Origin of the sequence: Microvirga sesbaniae (assembly GCF_025460805.1) — a bacterium.
GTDB lineage: Bacteria > Pseudomonadota > Alphaproteobacteria > Rhizobiales > Beijerinckiaceae > Microvirga > Microvirga sesbaniae.
In genome coordinates this window covers 164,882-185,792 of record NZ_JAMXFJ010000011.1, presented here as the reverse complement: position 1 = coordinate 185,792, position 20,911 = coordinate 164,882, and the positions used below count along the sequence as shown (strand labels likewise).

Annotated in this window: 16 protein-coding genes, 1 tRNA gene and 2 pseudogenes; 10 read left to right on the top strand and 9 right to left on the bottom strand. The window is 60.7% G+C overall.

The genetic code is table 11. From position 1 onward, the window contains the following. Positions 1–225, bottom strand: a 225-nt coding sequence (locus OCW50_RS16950; protein WP_262298344.1) for an SH3 domain-containing protein, incomplete at its 3' end; no start/stop codon positions are given. A gap of 139 nt (positions 226–364) precedes the next feature. Next, complete coding sequence (locus OCW50_RS16945; protein WP_262298343.1) at positions 365–808, bottom strand: lipid-binding SYLF domain-containing protein; 444 nt, start codon at positions 806–808, stop codon at positions 365–367. A gap of 832 nt (positions 809–1,640) precedes the next feature. Between OCW50_RS16945 and OCW50_RS16940 the strand changes: the two genes are divergently transcribed. Beyond that, positions 1,641–1,823 carry a hypothetical protein gene (locus OCW50_RS16940; RefSeq protein WP_262298342.1) on the top strand — a complete coding sequence of 61 codons (183 nt, stop codon included), beginning with the start codon at positions 1,641–1,643 and terminating at the stop codon, positions 1,821–1,823. Positions 1,824–2,167: 344 nt separating this feature from the next. On the opposite strand, the gene OCW50_RS16935 is transcribed toward OCW50_RS16940, so the two are convergent. The 3 genes from OCW50_RS16935 to OCW50_RS16925 form a co-directional block, all read right to left on the bottom strand. After that, positions 2,168–2,247, bottom strand: a tRNA-Lys gene (locus OCW50_RS16935). Continuing rightward, positions 2,246–2,905 carry an MBL fold metallo-hydrolase gene (locus OCW50_RS16930; protein WP_262298341.1) on the bottom strand — a complete coding sequence of 220 codons (660 nt, stop codon included), beginning with the start codon at positions 2,903–2,905 and terminating at the stop codon, positions 2,246–2,248. The genes OCW50_RS16935 and OCW50_RS16930 overlap by 2 nt, the downstream gene beginning before the upstream one ends. 163 nt (positions 2,906–3,068) lie before the next feature. Next, positions 3,069–4,847, bottom strand: a complete 1,779-nt coding sequence (locus OCW50_RS16925) for a transglycosylase domain-containing protein (protein ID WP_262298340.1) — start codon at positions 4,845–4,847, stop codon at positions 3,069–3,071. A 291-nt stretch (positions 4,848–5,138) separates the two neighbouring features. Between OCW50_RS16925 and OCW50_RS16920 the strand changes: the two genes are divergently transcribed. From OCW50_RS16920 to OCW50_RS16900, 5 genes and pseudogenes are all read left to right on the top strand, one after another. After that, on the top strand, positions 5,139–5,420 hold the full coding sequence (locus OCW50_RS16920; RefSeq protein WP_262298339.1) for a hypothetical protein: 282 nt from the start codon (positions 5,139–5,141) through the stop codon (positions 5,418–5,420). Between the two features lie 317 nt (positions 5,421–5,737). After that, the gene (locus OCW50_RS16915; protein WP_262298338.1) at positions 5,738–6,466 is read left to right on the top strand and encodes a vWA domain-containing protein; all 729 of its coding nucleotides are present in this window, start codon (positions 5,738–5,740) and stop codon (positions 6,464–6,466) included. Beyond that, positions 6,466–7,176, top strand: a complete 711-nt coding sequence (locus OCW50_RS16910) for a DnaJ domain-containing protein (RefSeq protein WP_262298337.1) — start codon at positions 6,466–6,468, stop codon at positions 7,174–7,176. Before OCW50_RS16915 ends, OCW50_RS16910 begins: the two co-directional genes overlap by 1 nt. Before the next feature lie 471 nt (positions 7,177–7,647). After that, positions 7,648–7,860 (top strand): hypothetical protein, encoded by a 213-nt coding sequence (locus OCW50_RS16905; protein ID WP_262298336.1) that lies wholly within the window; start codon positions 7,648–7,650, stop codon positions 7,858–7,860. Between the two features lie 488 nt (positions 7,861–8,348). Continuing rightward, a pseudogene (locus OCW50_RS16900) lies at positions 8,349–9,272 on the top strand (recombinase family protein). Between the two features lie 142 nt (positions 9,273–9,414). Here OCW50_RS16900 and OCW50_RS16895 read toward each other — a convergent pair. Further along, positions 9,415–10,502 (bottom strand): annotated as a pseudogene (locus OCW50_RS16895) (P1 family peptidase); the annotation flags it as partial. Between the two features lie 1,262 nt (positions 10,503–11,764). Here OCW50_RS16895 and repA point away from each other — a divergent pair. From repA to OCW50_RS16880, 3 genes are all read left to right on the top strand, one after another. Further along, positions 11,765–13,000, top strand: coding sequence for a plasmid partitioning protein RepA (gene repA, locus OCW50_RS16890; RefSeq protein WP_262298335.1), 1,236 nt, complete (start codon positions 11,765–11,767; stop codon positions 12,998–13,000). After that, entirely contained in the window at positions 12,997–14,022 is a 1,026-nt protein-coding gene (gene repB, locus OCW50_RS16885) for a plasmid partitioning protein RepB (protein ID WP_262298334.1), read from the top strand. Before repA ends, repB begins: the two co-directional genes overlap by 4 nt. A 441-nt stretch (positions 14,023–14,463) precedes the next feature. After that, a complete protein-coding gene (locus tag OCW50_RS16880; protein ID WP_262298333.1) occupies positions 14,464–15,603 on the top strand; it encodes an RHE_PE00001 family protein in 1,140 nt (379 codons plus the stop codon). A gap of 20 nt (positions 15,604–15,623) precedes the next feature. Here OCW50_RS16880 and OCW50_RS16875 read toward each other — a convergent pair whose 3' ends face one another. Continuing rightward, positions 15,624–17,699, bottom strand: coding sequence for an ATP-dependent helicase (locus OCW50_RS16875; RefSeq protein WP_262298356.1), 2,076 nt, complete (start codon positions 17,697–17,699; stop codon positions 15,624–15,626). 192 nt (positions 17,700–17,891) lie between these two features. On the opposite strand from OCW50_RS16875, the gene OCW50_RS16870 reads away from it, so the two are divergent. Further along, positions 17,892–18,410 carry a hypothetical protein gene (locus tag OCW50_RS16870; protein ID WP_262298332.1) on the top strand — a complete coding sequence of 173 codons (519 nt, stop codon included), beginning with the start codon at positions 17,892–17,894 and terminating at the stop codon, positions 18,408–18,410. 25 nt (positions 18,411–18,435) lie between these two features. Here the strand turns inward: OCW50_RS16870 and OCW50_RS16865 are convergent, their stop codons facing one another. Both OCW50_RS16865 and OCW50_RS16860 read right to left on the bottom strand, forming a co-directional pair. Further along, positions 18,436–18,936, bottom strand: coding sequence for a hypothetical protein (locus OCW50_RS16865; protein ID WP_262298331.1), 501 nt, complete (start codon positions 18,934–18,936; stop codon positions 18,436–18,438). A gap of 439 nt (positions 18,937–19,375) precedes the next feature. After that, on the bottom strand, positions 19,376–20,188 hold the full coding sequence (locus OCW50_RS16860) for a glycosyltransferase (protein ID WP_262298330.1): 813 nt from the start codon (positions 20,186–20,188) through the stop codon (positions 19,376–19,378). Positions 20,189–20,911 lie beyond the last annotated feature (723 nt).

Below are 20,911 nucleotides of genomic sequence, written 5' to 3'. Positions count from 1 at the left end.
ACCGCCGACGGTGACGGCGCACCAGCTGCCCGAATCCCCGCAATCGCCGATGTCGACCGCGGTGCCTTCCGGAAGCGTGCGAATGGAGGAGTATTGCGTTCCCGGACCCGAGCGGAAATTGACGCTGGCCGTGGTGATGCCCGGAGCTGCTAAGGCCGGTGTCGTGGTGATGATCGGAATGACCGTGAGAGCGATGATCTGACGCGAGCCGAACCTTTTCCTCATCATGGTCTCCCAAGCTCAAGGCCAGTCAATCTTCTATCCATCTTGCCTACGGGCGGGTGCGCCCGGGACACACCTGCGAGCCTCGCCATCGCTGCCTTCTCACTTATCCAGCTTCGGGATCCGAACCGCTCGTCCAGTTTCAGCGCAGCCCGATCTGCACGCCGCTCACGTTGGCGTTGAGCTCCAGTCCAATGGTGCGACCGCGCAGCTCGAGGACGACGCCCTTCGCGTTTTGCAACCGTACGCCCGATGCCCCGCCACCCGCTGCAACGCCGCCGCCCACGGCCGTGTAGGTGCCGGCAATGTCGGAGGGGCGACGCAGATTGTAGGCCCGCCCGACGAGTTCCGCCTTCGTGGCGCCGATCGTCGCGCCGACGCTCAGGCCTCCGACGCTCAGGGGATAGCGCCGTCCCTGGAAGACGAGCGTTCCGCGACCGCCTCCGACGCCGACGATGAAGCCCGCCCTGGCGATCTCGACATGCACGGTCCCGGTCGCGGCCCATCCTAGCCCCGGCGACAGTGACGCAACCGTGGTCGCAAGGGCGAACAGGCCACAACGAAGAGTTCCTGGAATCTTGAACATCGACACCTCCTTGTTCAGTGCGCGATTACGAATGACGGAGCATCACGTTGAGCCGTTTCAAACCTCGTGGCCCGGCAGTCGCACGGGTGCACCAGGGCCACCTTCCGCTTCGTCAGGGATTGGGCCGTCGCTATGAGCCGGTCGTACCTGTCGTGCCGGCGCTCGCCCTGCCTGGGTCCGTCCGGGGCTGGAACCGCAGCCGTCATGATGGTCTCCCGTTGTGCCGTCGTGGCTGGCGAATGGGCTTTACCGGATCCCGACCCGGATCCGCACGTTACATGCCGGGCGCGTTGCTGCCGGTGAGTATCGCCATTCCCCTCTCCGCTGCTTGACCGCTTGTGCCAGCACGTTGACAATTTGAGACTGCCGGACGCAAAGCGCCTCGGGCAGTCGCCCGGTCACTGTCACGTTGCCTCACGCCTCATGCAAGCTCGCTGGGGGGATCAGGGGCGAGGTCGGGACGGCGCAGCTTCCACGAATACCTAGAACTCCGCGCGGGACGGCTGACGCGCCATTCCGATGGGGTCTGCCCGCACCAGCGCTGGAAGGCGCGGGTAAACGCACTCGGCTCCGCATCTGGACTTCCTAGAGGACAGCGAGGAACTCAAACCTGCCCTCATTCAGAACCCCGATCCGGAAGCATAATGCCCTTTTGACAAGCGGCATTGCAATGTTGAGTTGACCAAATGGGACGCACACCTACTCCCAAGAGGATTGGATGCCTTCTGGAAAGCGGATAAAATCTTCAATCACCCCGTGGGGTGGATTGACCCGAGGGGACAGCGGTCCCGAGGGTCCAATGCACCAGAGGAACAATCACAGATCCAGATGGGTGCAGAAGGAGGCGGCCAAGCACACCACCCCTGAGAGCATCCGGCGGCGCATTGCCGAGGCAGAAAAGCAGATCCATGATCTGTTCAACGCAGGTGGCACGAGTGGCCCTATGGGGCAGGCCTTGGAAGCCCATCGCGAGTTGATCGAAGTCCTGACGAAACGCCTCGCCGATTTCCGTTAACGGGGCGTTTTGGAACATGGACTCGGAGGGGAGAACTGCTCCGGGAAGGTTCGGAGTGGGTCAATCTGGGAAGTTCAGGAGTGCTGGGTGAAGGTCTGCTTACGGCGAGAGACCAGACACCAGACCTTTCGGGCCTCATCATGGGCGGTTCCGCGGCAGATCTTCAAATTGAGCCGAAGTGGACGGGACGCAGGCGCGGAGCGACTCACCTTGGCATGCTAGCTCGGAGGTTGCCTCCGCCTCGGACGAGCTCGTATCCCTTCCACCTGAAACGTCTGGCTACCTATTGGCTACCTGGAGAGAAGTCGCTCAAAGGGCAGATGCCGGTAACCCTTTGATATTATTGGTGAGCGCGCTGGGACTCGAACCCAGGACCCTCTGATTAAAAGTCAGATGGTCTAATGCACCTGCTCCGCCACCGCTCAATGCCCTGGCAGGACCAAGATCTTCGGGCTCCTCGGCAGCGTGGCACGGGACAGGGTGATGGCTGCCGTGTCGCTGAACTCCACCGGGAAGTACGCTCGGGCGGAGGCGAGAAAGCGGTTGAGGGTTGACGGCCCAAAGTAATGCATCGGGACGATGAGCGGTGCATTGATCGCGCGCAGCACCTCCATCATGTCAAACGTCTCGAGCGTGTAGCCGCCATCCACCGGCACCAGCAGAACATCGATCCGCCCCAGCCTCTTCAGGTGCTCGGGCGAGAGGGTGTGATGCAGGTGACCCAAATGCGCAATGCATAGCTGAGCGGTTTCGAACACGAAGATGGAATTGCCGTCGTATTCCGTTGCCCCTTGAGAGTTCCGGATGTTGGTCGAGACGTTCCGGATGCGTACATCCTGCACCGTCAGGTCGTGGATAACGGGACCTCCGGCCGGGTTCCAACCCTTGAGCACATGCTTGATAGCTGGATCAGGGTGATAGCTGAAGTGGGTGGCATGAGCCTTGTTCATCGTGGCCACGTCAGGGGTGATGGAAGGGCGGCTGCCGTCACTGTAGTCGGTGGCAATCCGCACCCCCTGCGGCGTCTCGATCAGGAAAGTGGCGTGGCCGACAAACGTCAGGCCAACCTCATCCTGGCGCAACGCTGCCCAGGAGAACAGGGCCTCTCGTGAGGCGATCAATCCCGGGCAGCTCTCTGGCTCGGCCGCGACGGCCGGTAAGGACAGGCACAAGCCCACGAACGCAGCCGCACAAAGGCTTTGTGCTGTCGTCGTCATGCGCGCTCCCTGTCGAGGCCTGACGGGCTCACGTCCTTTTCCCTCCAGGTACAGGATCGTGAGCCGATCGCCCCTTCGGGAGGGCCACGGACGGCCGGAGCCCCGAGAACCAATCAGCCATCTTGCCCGGTTGAGCAGGCCGCTTGGTCCGCGCGCTCGCCAGTCGTTGCTCCTCACGTTTCTGTTGCTGGTCGGTCCATTCATTCACTGCGTTGGCGACACGCCCGAAGTAGGCCGCAGGGGCCCCCGCGCCGGCCAGAGCGGGGCCGGTCTCGCCGTGCCGCCGGCCCATCCAGATCCCGAGCACCCGCTGCTCGCTCCAGCCGATAAACCAGGCATCGGTGTTCCCGGTAGACGTCCCCGTCTTGCCGTAGGTTGTCCAGTCTCTCAACCGTGCCGCACGGCCGGTCCCGTTCTGAACCACCTCGCGGAGAACCTCCTGTGTCGGATCGACACACTCCTCCGGAATGACCCTCTTGCGCATGGTCGTCAGAAAGTCAGCCCTGACCTGGCCTCGCCCATCGACCACCGCGAGCACTCCCGACGGGGTGACCTGGTAGCCGCCATTGGCCACCGACGCGTAGGCTGCCGTCATGGTCATGACATTGCTCGAGTATGAGCCGAGGATGAAGCTTGGATCATCCGTGGGACCAGGATCGATGCCGGTGCGTCGGCTGACGTCCGCAAGGGTGTCGGCTCCGATCTCTCGCGCCAACCGCACCGCCGCGGCATTTCGTGACGAGGCCATTGCCTCCTTCAGCGTTGTCTGCCCGCGGTAGCCCAGTGCGCCGTTCGAAGGCCAGTTTCCTTTGACGGGCTGGTCGAGGACGCGGCTTTCAGGGCTCTTGCCGGCCTCGCAGGCGGCAATCAGCAGCGGCAACTTCGCCGTCGAACCGGTCTGCACGCGGGCCTTCACGGCATTGTTGAACTGCCGCTGGGACCAATCGACGGAGCCGACCATTGCCTGCACGCGTCCGTTCGGGGCCATCATGACGGCACCGGCGTCATACGCGGGCGGGACAGCCCCGTCCTTGACGAGCCTGCTGAGCTGGTGCTCCGCCAGGTGCTGGATGCGGGGATTCAAGGTGACGAAGAAACGGACCGTCTCTCCCGGCTGCACGTACCTGTCCCCCCAGGTCTCCACCACCCATTCGGTAAAAGCCTGCGGCTGGATCTTGAACTCCGGCAGCAGGCCGGGGCGGATCCCTGCCCTCTCAGCCTGACGGCGCTCCTTGTCGCTAATCAGGCCCTGCTCGCTCATGAGCTTCAGGACGAGAAGCGCGCGCTCATGTGCCCGCTCCCGGGTCTGCTCACGGATCGGATTGAGCCGTGCGGGCGCCTTGACCATGCCGGCCAGCAGCGCGGCCTCGTACAGCGTCAGGTCCCTGGGCTCCTTGCGGAAGTAGTGCCGGCTCGCCCGGTACAGCCCGACAATGTCGCGCCCGCCGAACTCGATCTGGTTGAGGTAGGCCGCCAGGAGTTCCTCCTTGCCGACGGCCTCATCGAAGAGGCCGGCGTACCAGACCTCCGCCCCTTTGCGCTCGAGGCGGCTGAGCACATCGCTCGCTCTGAGATCGTGGAAGACCAAATTCTTGAGGAGCTGCATCGGGATCGTGCTGCCACCACGGGTGAGACCTCCTTTGAGTACCGACAGTAGCGAGATCACATCCACGCCACTGTGCTCGAAGTAGCGCTTGTCCTCGACTGCCACGATGGCCTTCTTCATCACCTCGGGGATCTCGGACGGAGCGAGAACCACCGGGCAGCGGCAATAGGCATCCCAACCCGTCCTGGTGCGGGTGACCATTACTTGTGGGGAGGAAACGAGGAGACGGAGCGATCGCGGCTGGAGATCCCAGAAGTGAACCGGGTCTGCGGCGTTTGCGGTTGGTGCGTGGGAGAGGATAGCGAGCAAAAGAGCAGTGGCAACAGCCAGAGCGCGGGTCATTTCAGGCCCTATGACGCGCCAACCGATTCGGCGCCAGGACCTTCAACAAACATGAGGATTATGGCTGAAACTGGTATGCTGTTACAGTCAAGCTTCTGTGCTGCACCCGCTGGGTTGCAGCTTCGTCAGGGCAGCTGAGATCTCAGCCTGGTGGTGACCTCTGGCACCATCGACAGCTCCGCCTTGGCCGGGAGGCTTCGTAAGCCGCACGCGGCGCTTCACGACCTGTTGCAGGCGAGCCAAGGCATCAGAGACCTCGATCCGATGCGACACATCTCTGGCCGAGAACTCATGGCGGCACAGCCGGCAGGTGAGATCGGCTCCAAACCGAGGCTTCCGCAGTCGAACCTTGAACATCTGCTGGCAGCGAGGACAGGCCAGTTTGATTCGCGTGCTCCCAAGATCCTCGAACAAGCTGCCTTCTCCGGTTAAGGTTCATCCAAGAGCCCTGAACCATGGCAGTAAGGCGACAAAGAGGCGCTGCCTCACGAGCCGGAGAGGCCCTACACGATGCCTCATGCTTTGTAGCGGGTCTGGCCGGTAAGTTCGTGCGGCAGACTGAGTGAGTTCGCGGGTGGGAGGGCGCAACCATTGTATGCGCTCCTCGGCTGCACGTGAGTCGTCGGCGCAACGATCAGGCTTGCTGCTCATCCTGGCAGGCGCCTCAAGAAGGGCATGCTTCGTGAAACCTCTATCCCCGGATTTACAGGCACTCGCTGCAACCCCACATCTTGGGAGAGGGAGAGACGATGGTTGACAAGAAGGATCTCACACGATCACCCATCCCCGGCGCCAGTCCGCCTTCGATGATCGACTCCTTCCTGACAGAGGCCAAGCGTCTTGGGCCACTGACGGGCAATGCGCCCCGAGCGCGTCTCGTGTTCGCCCTTGATGCCACGATGAGTCGACAGCCGACCTGGGATCTCGCCTGCCGCGTCCAGGGCGAGATGTTTGCTACGACCAGTGAGGCCGATGGTCTCTCGGTGCAGCTGGTCTACTTCCGGGGGTTCGGCGAGTGCCGCGCGTCCCGCTGGGTCGCCGACGCACGGGCTCTGACCGATCTTATGACTAGGATCAGCTGCCGGGGTGGTCAGACCCAGATCGGGCGGGTGCTCCGTCATGTCCGGGCCGAGGCAGGCCAAACGCCGGTAAAAGTGCTCGTCTACGTTGGCGATGCCATGGAGGAGCCGATCGACGATCTCTGTGCCGTCGCGGGAGAACTGGGTCTCCTTGGGGTCAAGGCCTTCATGTTCCACGAGGGGGACGACCCTGATGCGGCTGGAGCGTTTCAGGAGATCGCCCGCCTGAGCGGCGGCGCCTATACCCGGTTCGATGCCGGAGCTCCCCAGGCCCTGTCCGAACTCCTGCGGGCCGCAGCCGCCTATGCGACCGGTGGCATCGCGGGGCTTGCCCGGCTGACGGCCGGCAGCGCGCAGGCCCGGGGCCTGCTCACGGCCATTACTGAGCGCAGACCGTGATGCTGCTGTATGGCATTGCGGCCGTCGTGGTTCTGTGGTGGTTCCTGAGCAACTTTGCGCATGCGAACCCTGCTACTCTGGCGAGGTTTCTCAAAGTCACCGGCGGGGTTGTGGCGCTGGGTCTCGCGGGCCTGCTTGCGGCGCGGGGACGGATCGACATGGCCCTGCTGATCGGAAGCTTCGGAGCTTGGCTGCTCGGATGGAGCCGCCTACCCTGGCCTCATGCTGGTGTGCGGGCACAGCGGACCTCCGGCCGCACCTCACGCGTTCGCTCGCAGCGGATCGAGATGACGCTGGATCATGATAGCGGGGAGATGACAGGCACGGTGCTTGCTGGTGCCTTCGCGGGACAGCAACTCGAGGCCCTGAATGAGGCTTGCCTGCGGGATCTGCTTGCCGAGTGCCATGCCGGCGATCCTGATGGTGCTCGCCTTCTCGAGGCCTACCTTGACCGCCGGTTTCCGCATTGGCGGGAATACGCCCAGACCGGGGAGGCGTCACAGGCCGACACTCCCTCCCCTTCGGCCGCGATGACCCCGGAGGAAGCGTACCGGATCCTGGATCTTCAGCCTGGGGCCAGCCCTGAGGACATCCGGCGAGCCCATCGGACTTTGATGAAGAAGCTCCACCCGGACCAAGGCGGTTCGACCTATCTCGCGGCACGCGTCAACCAGGCCAAGGACGTTCTGTTGAGACTGGGACACAGGTAGTCCTGGAGGCGCGTTCTTGCTGGGTCCTTCGTTCCGTGTGTTTAGGCTCAAGGCTTGTTCCGGTGCCAATCCGCTGGCCTCCGAAATCTTCGCTTCGTGTTGACAGATAAACTATTGATTTCGCTAAGTGTTGGGGCGACAGAAGAACCTAAACGGGAATTACCTACGGCCTGTTATTGGGATTTGTGCCGTTGAAGCGGACAGCATCATGAGCCGCTTCGTTCGGGATCCGATCGCCGAGGCTTAGGTTGACTCTTCTCGTCAGCAGGGTCGCTAATGCCCTTATTTCCAAAGCATTTTCGGCCGTTACGGGGAAGCCCTCCCCTCCCCGACTGATTAAAAAGGTATCTTGAAAGACGTCTTCAAACGACCTTTAGTACGCGTCTCATGAAATTGTACAAACCGTCTTCGACTTGCTTGGAAAATGCCGCCCTGCATGTTTACATACATGCCATAGCACGTGCGGTAACGATGAGAGAACTCCAGGAACTGTCGGCGGCTTCGATCGAGCAGCTCCCCGGAGCTGTTCCGGTGCAGAGCGACGGGCGGGCCGTTGCTCTGCTCGTTCCCCTGCGCCCCGCTTCTGAGGCGGCCCGGGCACGGTTCTGTCAGGCACTGGCACAGGCGGAATCCCGACGCTCCCCTGAGGAGCAGGCTGCCCTTGATCGCGAGTTCGGTCCTTGACCCGACCGCGCGACGTCCCAGTAGCCTTGGTGGTCGACGCCAGTATCCTCGTGGCCGCGGTCCTGGGGTCAACGACCGGTGGACACCTGGACCTGATCTCAGGGCGGTGAAGCCTGATCACAAGCGAAGAAGCCTTTAATGAGGCCTATCGCGTGGTTGGGCACGTCAGGCCCAGCGATCTCGCCGTTCTAGAAAGCCTGCTTGATCTCGTGACCATAATTGCCCGTGAGGACGTCGCCGACGAGGATAGGACAGCGGCCGAAACAGCGCTCAGGAGCGGGCCGGCGTCCCGCAACGGCAGCGTCACCTATGCCCACTTGCTGGTGTTGGCCTGGACCTTGGATGCTGACCTATGGAGCCACGATCGTGATTTCGCAGGGACCGGCTGGCCTTCATGGTCGACCACCAACCTGGTGTCAGCCGTATAAGCTTCGGACGTCATCTTCTCTATAGTAAGCCGGAGAACCGGGCCGAGATTAGCGACTCTGATGGCCCTCTCCCCGGTCCCGAAACGGCGACTGATCGGCTATGCCCGTGTGTCGACCGAGGACCAGATGACGGACGCCCAGCTCATCGAGCTCAAGGCGGCCGGCTGCGTGACGATCCATCAGGAGCAAGGGTCAGGGGCATCCCGGGCTCGTCCGGTTCTCGCTCAACTGCTCAGAGAGCTCCGGGCTGGAGACGTGCTCGTGGTCGTGCGCCTCGACCGGCTGACACGATCAGTGAGCCATTTGCCCGAGGTCATCGAGGGGCTGGCGAAGACGGGAGCGCATTTCAAGTCACTTCAGGATGCGATTGAGACATCGACGCCCCAGGGCATGTTCTCGCTGCAAGTGCTCGGTGCTGTGGCGCAGCTTGAGCGATCACTGATCTCCGAGCGCACCAAGGCCGGGTTACGGGCTGCCAAGGCCCGCGGGAAGATCCTCGGCAGACCCCGGGGTTCGCGAACAACGCCCGGATACCATCCGCAAACTGACATTTGCTAGGGAAAAGAGGTATCTCGAGCCGCTCATTGCGACGGCTGATCGGTGGATGCCCACAGTGAAACGAATGCGGCCGGGGCACTCATGGGCGAACGTAGTTCAGGTTTTGAATGGATGGGGCCATAACTGGACGCAGGAGCGCCTTCCGCGCGCGGTTCGAAAACTGGTCTCGCAGCGCATGGCTGATCCGGCGCTGCTTCAGAAATCCCTCCCCTCCGGTCTGACGACCGGCTCATGACGCTGATCGCTGGCATTGCGATGGCCGATCCGGATCTGTCACTGCGAGGTATAGTGTTGCAACTTAAACGCATGCGAGAGCGAGCCCCGCGCGGCGGGACAAAATGGAATGCCTCTTCCGTCAAGCAGCAACTCGATCGCGCGCATCCGGCCGGGCTGGCGCTGCCGACATCCTTGCATAATGCTGAATAGCGCGTCGTCGGGGAATATGGTTAACGCGCGAGGCCCATAGTGAAGCGGCCCACCCTCAATAGGCTGCTGTCGAACGGAGGTGAGGCGCTCTCAGACCCCTCCCCGCCCTTTGCGACCAAGTCCGAACGCTCCTTCGTCCTTTCACGTGGTCTCTATGAGCCGGGAGTTGATGCTCGGCGAGGCTCTCGGCCTGGACTACGGTTCGGGCTATGGCATGGGCCATCACGGTGGCGGCGATCGCCCCGATGGCAGAGACATAGGCCCAGACGGATGAGGCCCTGCCGGTGGATAGGGCAAAGATCGTGTTGCCATCCGACATCGTGTGCACGGGATTGATGCTGCGGGCGAAGGCATCGCGGGCCACAGGCGCGATCTTGCTCCTTTCAGCCTGGCTGAACGGCACGTTGGGGGCCACTGCCCCAATCGTGGTGTTGCTGCCGCGCGATGTCACGACGCGGTAGCCGCCCATGATCGCCGCCATGGTGTCGCGGAACCCCTGTCCGCCCCCCGTCCAGCGGCAGCAAGGATCTGGTAGGTGTCGGGTTGGAAGATGTCGCCCACAGCGTTCACAGCCACGATAGCGCCGACCACGACGTCAGTGCCCGGAACCCGATGGCTGGCCGTCCCAACGTCACCCTTCATGGCGAAGGCTGACCCGAACATCTTGCCTACTGTCGCTCCTGCTCCTGCCCCAACATTGCCCTCTCGGACTGGCCCGGACGTGGCAGCCAGCGCGGCCTGGTAGCCGGCCTCGGAATCCGGGCGGATTGTGAAGTCCCCCCACACCGAGGTCCATCAGAATGGCAGCTGCCACTGTCGGAACGACTCCGGCGCGCAACTTGAACCCGAGTTTTCGCTCCTCAAGATTGCTCATCACACCAGTGGCAGCCTCCAAGCCGTAGGCACTACCGCCGGCTAGGAGGATGGCTTGAACCTGTTGAACGGCGTTGGTCTGGTTGAGCAAGTTGGTTTCACGGGTACCAGGGGCGGATCCTCGGATATCCACACCATCCACGCCGCCATCCTCACACAAAATAACCGTGCAGCCGGTCGGCCGGCGGGTGAGGGTATGTTGGCCGATCTTGATCCAGGGCACGTCCGTGATGGATCGCCCATGAGCGCAGGACCTGTGGAAGCAGCCGCCGAAGGAGGGGAGGCGGTGGCTTGCTGGGGGAGGAAAGGAGCAGCGGATAAAGCGGCCAAGGACTGGGTGAAGGTCCTGCTTTTCATGATGCCTCGTGCTCGTAATCGAGTGCCACTGATGCCGATGTCTCGGTCGGAAGAACAATGGATCAGTGAGAGCCCGGCGTATGGGTTGGGAACTTGCCGGAGATCATGAAGCTGGCGCGGTAAGGGCTTATCGTCAATCGAGCCGTCGGGCGCAACCGTACCTCCGCTTGCAGCGAAGCCAGGTCCCTGGGGCTTCTACAGCGCTGCGCTTAGTTTCATGCAACTCGATCTTACGCGGACCGGTGGGCCAACGCGGCCCCGCTCACGGATTAAGGCGGCTTCGCCGAGTAAGCTTGCCCTTGACGGCGAGAACGTAGAACTTGGCTATGTCGGCATTAGTATTACGTCAGACGAGGCCAGATACCGAATCTTGTCGTGCGGCATCCCGCAGCGCCACTGCCTCGGCACGAGGTGGTCTAATATAAATCGAGAATCAGTTAAGAAAGACGGATTCAGGACGTTGATAGATCTTCGCCCAGGTGCCGCGCGACACCTTTCTGGGTTCCCCTGCCCTATATTCGGATGGGGGAATGGACGGCCCAAAGAGAGCAGCATTGGGCAATTTGGAAGGTACGGCCTACCAATTGCACCTTTTAACCCATCTCCCATGCGCATCACCCCAAGCTACTTCACTTCGGGAATGTCGCGATCGTCCTAGATGGTTGGTTGCGCAACAATTGTGTCAGCTGACACAAAGCTTCTACCTCATCCAACCCTCTGCATCCGGAACTTATACGCTCTTCCTATAGGAAAACCATTCGGTGAGCTGGGCCCTCACGCGAATTATTCTCGAGATGGATTTTGCCGGATTTATTGGGAACTATCTGGGAAACATTCTTGTGTCAGCTGACACAGGCATCCGCCATTTTTAGCGTCGCCTCCCACGCGTAAGGTTCGTTGGTGCCCGAGGATTCCAGTTTTCAGAGCTTCCGGCCCGTACCCTAGCTCTGAGCCGACCTCGCCGCAGTATGATCAAATCAACTGCCTTCCACTATCACCCGGCTTCGATACGCGAAGGACCCGCTGGATAAATCGGGACTCGAATATTTCGACGAGGGTAGGGCTGTGTCAGCTGACACAAGAGCGAATCCCTTCGGCAGGTGGGCTGCGAGACGATTACTCCCGAGCCGTTACTCCTCCCGTTAACCATTTCTTAACTACCTTCCGACAATCCTCGCCTCATATTTACGGACCTAAACCGCGACTTCATCCAAAACCGTAACACTCAGCTCGGTCGCGTAAACTAAGAAGGGTGCCCTGCAATGGACACTGGTACTCCGTTCCTCAAATCCCAGTCGTTCTCCCGGGAGCGCGTGACACAGGTCATTGCTCAAGACGGGGACGCACTTTCAAAAGAGTTGAACAACCTCCGGCATGAGCTTTACGCTCCTGAGGCAAAAAAGACTCTTCGGTCCTTTACATCCGGAGAAGCTGCAAAGCTCATTGGAGTTGCAGATGGATACCTTCGCCAACTCTCCTTGGCAGGAAAGGGGCCGCAACCAACGATAGGGCAGGGGAATCGTCGATCTTACACCCTTGAGCAAATCAACGACCTGCGGCGCCTTCTTGACGACGGTGCGAAAGGTAAGAAGTATCTGCCGCATCGTACAGGAACCGAGCATTGCCAAGTGATCGCCGTCGCGAATTTCAAAGGCGGTTCAGGAAAAACAACGACGGCTGCACACCTAGCCCAGTATATGGCGCTGCAGGGATATCGGGTTCTGGCTATTGATCTGGATCCTCAGGCGTCCCTGACGGCCCTCCACGGTTATCAACCAGAAATGGACATTGATGCCGACAATACAATTTATGGCGCAATCAAGTACGAGGGAACACGTAAGCCGCTTGCGGAGATTATCCGCAAAACGTACTTCCCTGGGCTCGACCTTGTACCTGGGAACATCGAACTGCAAGAATATGAGCATGAAGCCCCGCGCTTCATGAGTGAAATTCATGGAGGGCGATTCTGGGATCGCATCGCTAATGCACTCGCGTCGGTCGAAGATAATTACGATGTGATGATATTAGATTGTCCGCCGCAACTTGGGTACATCACTCTCGGAGCACTTTGCGCAGCAACAAGTCTGCTTATCACTGTCCATCCGCAAATGCTGGACGTGATGTCCATGTGTCAGTTCCTTCAGATGGCAGCTGCGCTTCTTGAAGTGGTGCAGGACGCCGTCAACAAAAACGGCAATGGACCCGAAGTAGCTCTAGAGTATGATTTCCTGCGTTATGCGGTCACTCGCTTTGAGCCTAACGATGGGCCGCAAAACTGGACCGTAGCGCTTATGCGCACACTCTTCCGAGAGCGCGTCCTTAACAGCCCAATTTTGAAGTCGACAGCCATCGAAGCCGCAGGCCTTAGCAAGCAGACCTTATACGAGGTGAGCCGCGAGGACTTCACGCGATCAACTTACGACCGTGCAATCGAGTCGTTGGAGTCGATGGGGTCCGAAATCCAGACACTGATGAAGAAGGCTTGGGGACGCGAATGAGTAAGCAATTGAGCCGCCTCAAAGGCTACATGGCAAATCGCCTTGAAGCAAAATCCGAGATGCCTCCGGAAGCTGCTGTTGTTGACCCGTCGGACTTCGTTCCCGCGATTGCGACAACCATACCTGAGCAACCGCGGCAAGGGACGGTCCCGCCCTCACTGAGGACAATGCGCGACGCTGTCACGCGTCTTGGTTCAATCGCTGATGAAGCCCAAGCTCTAATCGCTGCGGGCGATAAAGTTTTGGAGATTGATCCAGACGCAATCGAGGACTCGTCGATCACCGACCGACTTGAGGTCGACCAGAACAAGTATCGGGAGCTTTTTGATTCCATTAAGGCGGGCGGGCAGCGGATCCCAATCCTTGTTCGTCCTCATCCGACAAAGGAGCACACGTACGAGATTGCATACGGTCGCCGCCGCTTGCGTGCCCTTAAAGAACTGAGGCGGAAAGTACGAGCAATTGTTCTCAATCTGAGCGATGAGGAGCTCGTAGTTGCTCAAGGTCAAGAGAACTCTGCTCGGCTTGATCTGACTTTCATCGAGAAGGTCATGTTTGCGATTGCACTCGATGATCATCATTATAGCCGAGAGACCATAGAAGCAGCTTTGACGGTCGATCGTACAATGGCTGCGAGGCTGCTCGCGTTAGGTCGACGTATCCCTTCCGAGATCATCAAGGCCGTTGGACCTGCTCCAAAAGCCGGGCGACCAAGGTGGGTCCAGTTGGCGGACCTTCTCGAAAAAGATGGCAATCGAAAAAGAGCCCTGAAGCTAATCGGTTCTCAGGAGTTCGTGTCAGCTGACACAGACACGCGTTTCATCCGCCTAATCGACGCTTTAACTGAAAAGTTCGATTCTGGCTCGTGGGTCGAGCAAGCCGGTCGGAGAATTGCTCGTATTGAAAAGGTCGGGGGCAAGATCAAGTTCATCATAGACGCTAAACAAGAAGCTCAATTCGCCGAATACCTCACTGAAAATCTGCATGAAATTTATGCACAGTTTCAATCAGCTAAGGCCTAACCGCTTCGTGATTGAGGCTTAGGCGAGGATAGAAAGTAGATAGTCGAGGAGGGGGCATCCTAGCCCCCTTTCCATTTTGGCATGCAGAACCAGGCCGAATTGGAACGTATGTTTGTCCAAGGAGGATATGTTGTCTAATGGAGTCCGGTACACAGCTGACAGGGATAAGCAAAAGATCGGTTGAGGTCGCCGCCATGCCTAGTTTTGAGGGTTGATGCAGTCGAATTTCCTTAGCCAATTGCGGCGAATTTGCTCCGTGGGGCGGCGGGAACCGGTCAATATCGGCCGTTTAAGGCTAAAACAGCCTAGTATGCCCATTTCTTGCCTGGGCGCCCGCGCCTATGGCAGATTGTAGCGATATCCCCAAACGCTACCGTTGTCGAGACAGACCCGTTATAATACAATAATTTAGTGAACGCGAAACCAGTTAGGGGGCAGCTTGTGCGCCTGAGTTTGACCGATGAAGCATCGGAGCGGCCGGCGATCATTGTTCCCGAATTACCGTGGGAGACAATTGCCGGTCGGCTTGAGCAGATCACGATTGCCATTCTGCGGTTTGATGCTCGATTAGAAGCATCCGGGCTCTCGGCTGGCTGGCAGTCTCGTTGCGATATGACCGAAGCCGTCCGAGCCCTCATGCTCGACGGGCATCTGGTCGACGTCGGCGATCTCGTCCTTCATGACGCCGGAATGGACATTCGCAGCCCGACCCATGAACTCACCCGGGCGGCCGCGGCTCTCAGATCTCGACGGACGGCGATGGCCCGCAAAGCCCCTTGGCCAGTGTCTTTCGACGGGCTAGCGGCTCTAAGGGGTGTTGGCGGGATCGCATCGGAAGCGACCGCATCGAAACGCAAGCGGCCTGATCCGGATGATGACGAGGCTTATCCGGCCTTTGCCAATGATGCCGACCCGTGGAAGGCGCATTTTGCCGAAATCGACGCCGTGTTGGATCGCACCACAAGGGTCTTGGCGGGTGAAACTCCGCTGCCCAAGAGCCGATCGCATCTGGTCTATGATCCGGACCAGGATGAAGCAGAGGCCGAGGACCTGTGGCTTGATTTCGTTAAGCGGATGAACCATTGGCCAGCCGTCGCTGCTGCGGCGATGGCCTGGAATGCCTGGCTGGATCTGAACCTCTATACCCGCTTGCCGTGGCTGGGCCTGACAATGGCTGCCTCCATTCTCAGAGCGCGAGGACTCACGAACTTTCTCTTGCCGCTGGCGGCCGGCTTCAAGCAGTCGAAGTTCCGTCCGCAGGGCCGGGAAGCAGCGAAGGAGAAACTCGATGGCTTTTGCAGTGTCATCGAGGAAGCCTTGGATATCGCGAACAAGGACTTGGAGAGGCTCATTCTCGCCCGTGAACTGATGGGGCGGGTCACGGCTAAAACCCGGTCCAATTCGAAGCTGCCCGAACTGGTCGACCTGTTCCTGTCGCGTCCATTGGTGACCGTACCGCTCGGCGCCAAGCTCCTGAAGGTCACCCCAAAGGCCGTCGACCTGATGCTGGCCCAGTTGGGCGGCGCGCTGCCGCGCGAGCTCACTGGCCGGACCCGCTACCGCGCCTGGGGCATCGTCTGACAACCGACGACACCAGTTCTCTAACGCCACATGCCCCGCATCTTGGCCCCGATGTCGACGCGAACATCTCTGTTGAACGATGATCCCGTCGCCTGCTCCGGTGCGACCGACGGCCATGATCTCCTCTCAAACTGGTTCAGGAGCGCACTCGGGATGAAACGGGTGCGGGCGGCATAGACATGACGATCCCCCGTGGCGGACTGCTGATGCGTGAAGAACCGTTGCGGGACGATGAGGTGGAGACTGTCCTTAGCACGCGTCATGGCGACGTAGAGAAGCCGACGCTCCTCCTCGATTTCCGCTGTCGTCCCTGTGCCGAGATCCGATGGGATGCAGCCATCGACGACATTCAGGACGAATGTCGCCTTCCACTCCTGCCCCTTGGCCGAGTGGATTGTCGACAGGATCAGGTAGTCCTCATCGAGCAGTGGAACTCCAGCCTGATCACTCGTGGCGTCAGGCGGATCGAGGGTGAGTTCCATGAGGAATCTGTCCCGGGACGGATATCCGGTGGCGATCTGTTCCAACTGGATCAGGTCCGCCTTACGGGTCGTCACATCCTCGTAGATGCGTTCGAGGTGCGGCTCATACCAGGCCCTGACCCGTTCAAGCTCCGCCGGCCACCCTGCTGAACCCGACCGCAGCTGTTCAATCGTGTCCACAAACGATTGCCACTCGCCTCCAGCCCGCGGTGGGGCAGGGGCTTCCAGCAGCGCCCCAATCGGATCGGCCGCCTCTGACATACGATCCAGGACCCGTTGAGCGGAGGTCGGTCCGACGCCGGGCAGAAGCTGCATCAGGCGGAAGCCGGCGACCCGATCGCGCGGGTTCTGGACGAACCGCAGCGCCGCCAGCACATCCTTCACGTGGGCAGCATCCAGGAACTTGAGGCCGCCGAACTTCACGAAGGGGACGTTACGGCGGGTCAACTCCACCTCCAAGGGGCCACTGTGATGGGAGGTGCGAAACAGCACCGCCTGCTGCTTGAGGGTCATGCTGGTCTCGCGGTTCGCCAGCACCTGCTCGACCACGTAGCGGGCCTGATCGGCCTCGTCGCGCACGGCCACCAGTTGCGGCCGCTCGGCGGAGGTTCGGTCCGTCCAAAGGTTCTTAGTGAAGCGCTCGGAGGCGAGTTCGATCACGGCATTGGCCGCCGCTAGGATCGGCTGGGAGGAGCGGTAGTTGCGGTCGAGGGTGACGATCTCAGCTGGCGGGCTAAACTGCGCTGGAAAATCCAGAATGTTGCGGACGGTCGCGGCCCGGAAGGAATAGATCGACTGGGCATCGTCTCCAACAACGGTCAGCCCCTGGCCGTCGGGCTTGAGGGCGAGCAGGATTGAGGACTGCAGCCGGTTCGTGTCCTGGTACTCGTCGACGAGGACATGGTCGAAGCGCCTACCCAGTTCGGTAGCGATCGAGGGTTCGGCTGCCATCTGGGCCCAGTAGAGCAGAAGGTCGTCGTAATCGAGCACATTCTGGCGCTGTTTGGCTTCGACATAGGCGGCAAACAACTGCCGCAGCTCGGCGGCCCAGCCGGCACACCACGGATATGAGGCCCGAAGCACCTCCTCAAGGGTCGTCTCGGCATTGACGCAGCGGGAATAGATCGCCAGACACGTTCCCTTAGTGGGAAAACGGCTCTCCGTGGAGGAGAAGCCAAGTTCGTGCCGGATGAAGTTCATCAAGTCGGCTGAGTCCTCGCGATCATGGATCGTGAAGGCGGGATCCAGGCCGATCTCAAGTGCGTAGTCGCGCAGTAGCCTGGCGCCGATGCCGTGGAACGTACCTGCCCAGGTGAGGGCATCTGTCATCACGCTGGCACTCTGGCCCAGAACCTGCCCGGCAATCCGCTCGACCCGGCGCGCCATCTCGGCGGCGGCCCGGCGGGAGAAGGTCAGGAGGAGGATGCGCCGTGGATCGGCCCCGTTGACGATCAGATGCGCCACCCGGTGGGCCAAGGTGTTGGTCTTGCCCGATCCCGCACCGGCAATCACCAAGAGCGGGCGCGGCGATGGCGGAGCCCTCCCATCGGTGACACCGTGTTCCACCGCCCGCCGCTGTTCCGGATTGAGCTTGTTGAGATAACCAGCCGAGATGGACACTGACGAATCGTCCCCTGCTTCTTCTTGGACGATTGATCCTTGTTTCTGGTTTTGTTCGCAAGGGAAGACTGGCTGCTCCCAGTCCAAATCCCGCGGGGGCTGTGATCTTCGGGACGGTACACAAGTTTGGTAAGGGGCGGCAGATTACAGTGCGGCGGCATCGTTCCTAGGGCCGGAGAAAGAGCCATGAGAGGCATTCTGCTTGCCGCGATCGGGATTGTCTTGGGTCTCGCTGCAAGTCTGGCCGACAGCCTAAGCCTCGCAGGTTCCCTCTGGCAATGCACCCGCGCTTCCGACCGATCCCAGTTCGTGATCACCTTCTATCCAGGTGGTGGTGTCGGGGGAGGGGAGTTCGAGAACGGTGAGGTGAGCCCCTACATTTTCGATGCTTCCCGGACGAAACCGGGCGAGTGGCCGGGCAGGTGGAAGCAGACAGGCCAGCGTTTCACCTGGGATTTTCCCGATCAGAGCATTCGCATTGAAGGGAGCCTTTCAGGTCCAGGGCCGACAACCGTGCGGCTTACCGGCACCGAAACTTCGTCGGAAGAGCGCTCGGCTATCACCTGCACCGCCCTGTCCAAGTTGCCAAAGATCGGGGAGGGGTTGGTCATCCCCAAGAACAACCATTTCATCGACCTGGATCAGGACGACGGCGAGCTGAAAGTGCCGGCGGGCATCTCGCTGCAGGAGTCAGAGGGACAATAAGAGCTACGGATACGGCGAGCCGCTTTCAGTCGCAGATTCTGGTCCTGCGCATGGTAACATCGCCGTAGGCGTCGATCCGCTTTCGGACGACAACGCGGCATTCCTCCATGGGCGCAGAGAGACCGACAACTCTCTTCTGGTATACGGGTGGAGGCAGAACCCGCTGCCCAGAGACGATTGGGACATTTCGCGGTGGGACTAAGGCAGGCCCTTCAAAACTATCGCTATACTCCAGAGGCACAATCGGCAGAGGCCACTGCGGCACCAAGGCCGGCCCTTCATATCCGCCAACGAACTCTTGCTCGAGCACGCGACGGCCAATGATCCTGTGCTCGACCGGTGGGGCGATATAGGTTTCCTCAACCGCGAGCCTGCGCTGGACTGGTGGGTGCTCCAGAACCGCCTCTTGACCCTCGAAGTATGGGGGCAGATCTGCGGCGACCGCTGGGCTCACCAGCGTTGATCCGCCGAGCACCAGTGCGGCCAAGCCCGCCCCTGCAACTTTGTTAAGATCCAACACCGGCATGTGAGCTCCTGAGGTCTCCGATGGAAACGTCGCCTCACGGTCAAGGTTCCCTTCCTAACCTTGGTGATCGGGGGAGGGACTAAGGCACGCCGATGGGATGTGTTCGCTCCTCAAATCTGGTGAGGCTGCGACACAATGTTTGCCATGACCTGCTTGCGAATTGTATATCAATCCTTATATCAGGCTTACCCCAGCGGACATCGTATGTGGACTTCGAGAGCACCGGGCGTCACCGCGTGTTCCGATGAGGTCGTGCCGGACGGATGTACTCCGGCACGGATTGTTCCTGCGCTTGCCTGACGATGCGAGCGCCCGTCTGGTACCCTATTAGCCCAGGCCCGTAGTGCGCGAGGCCGAGGTGCGAAGGCACCCGGTCCGTACGCCCCGGAGCCTGGGCTTTTCCATTTTCTGTCAGGCCCTAATGAGGGCGGCGCGAGACCTACCGGCATTCCCCTCGGATTGCAGCAATCAGCATCTCGGCAGCGACTTCCGCCCTATTACCGCGGATCGTCTTAGCGAGGGCGAACGCTCGCTCGCGAGTATCCGCCGCCAGCGCCGTCCTGAGCGGGACCAAGAGCGACCCAGTTCTTGGATTTGATCCCTCGTGCGCAGCACCAATGCCGAGTTCGGTGACACGGCTGGCCCAATAGGGCTGGTCGGCGACTTGAGGCACCACCACCTGAGGCACGCCAGCGCGGGCCGCCGCTGTGGTCGTTCCGGCGCCGCCATGGTGCACGACGGCCGCGACCCGGGCGAAGAGCGCCTGCTGGTTGACCTCACCGACAGCGAAGCAGTCTTCCTGATCATCGATCAACGCGAGATTGGCCCAGCCGTGACCAAGGATCACGCGCCGGCCTTGCGCGCGAACCGCCTCAATGGCCGTGCGGGCAGGGTCCTCTGCCGCGTGCATGGCCATGCTGCCGAAGCCCACATAAACCGGAGGCTCTCCAGAGGCGAGAAATGCCTCCAACTCGGCTGGGAGCGGACGGCTGTCGGACAGGATCCATGCTCCGGTCTGGACCGCGTCGTTCAGGTCAGTCGTACGCCATGGGCTGAGAACCGGGTCTGATGCTAGCCATGGCCGGTGTGTGAAGACATGGTCGCGGACATTGTCGAGGATCGGCAGGCCGATTGCTGCGCGGTGAGTGTTGACCGCTTGACCGAAGAGCGCGTTCTTCGCCTGGGCATTGAACGCCCACAGACCCAGGTTGTCGGTCAGCTCTGGCGGGTGCGGCCAGCCTGGGTACTCCATGGGGTGGTTGGTGCGGCGAGGGCACCATGAGCGGGCAAAAGGCCGCCCAGCTGAAATGGAGTCCCAGCCCCTCGGCCACGGACTGTGCCGCTGCTACCGACGGGAACAGGCCGGTCGCGACAATCGCATCACAGCCCTCGGCCGCCGCAGAAATCGCGTCATACTGGGCCGGCACCATCTTGGTCGCCAGTTGGGGCAGCTTTAGACCTGATTGTTTCGCCTGCGCGATCCACTGGCGCACCGGCATGAAGGCCGGCGCCAGCGGCAGCCCCTCTCGCTCAAGGAGCTCGACGAACTCCGCATCGGTCGGGGCCGATACCAGCGACTCGACACCCATCGATTTCAAGGCCAGGCCAAGGGCCACCAGCGGCTGGACATCTCCCCGCGACCCATAGGTCGACAACAGCACACGCATCGTTACGGCTCCCTCGTGTTTGATCGAGGGCAGCGTTTATGCGACATGACCGGGGGCTTGCCGCAAGCTGGGGGTCCGCTACAAAACAATAATGGAAGGACGTGATCGCTCTTCCATCTCCTTTCAAACTATCAACGATCGTGCGCCAAGCAATGCTGCGACCGCGCGGAAAGTCGCCCGCGGCGAACTAACGATCGTCAGGTGTCTAAGACTGAAGAATCCTCAAAGTGTTCAGCGCATTGCCAGTGGCCGCGAAAGCAGCCGTATTGTCGAAGATGCACCATGCTGCTCGACCGGCCTTCGCATGG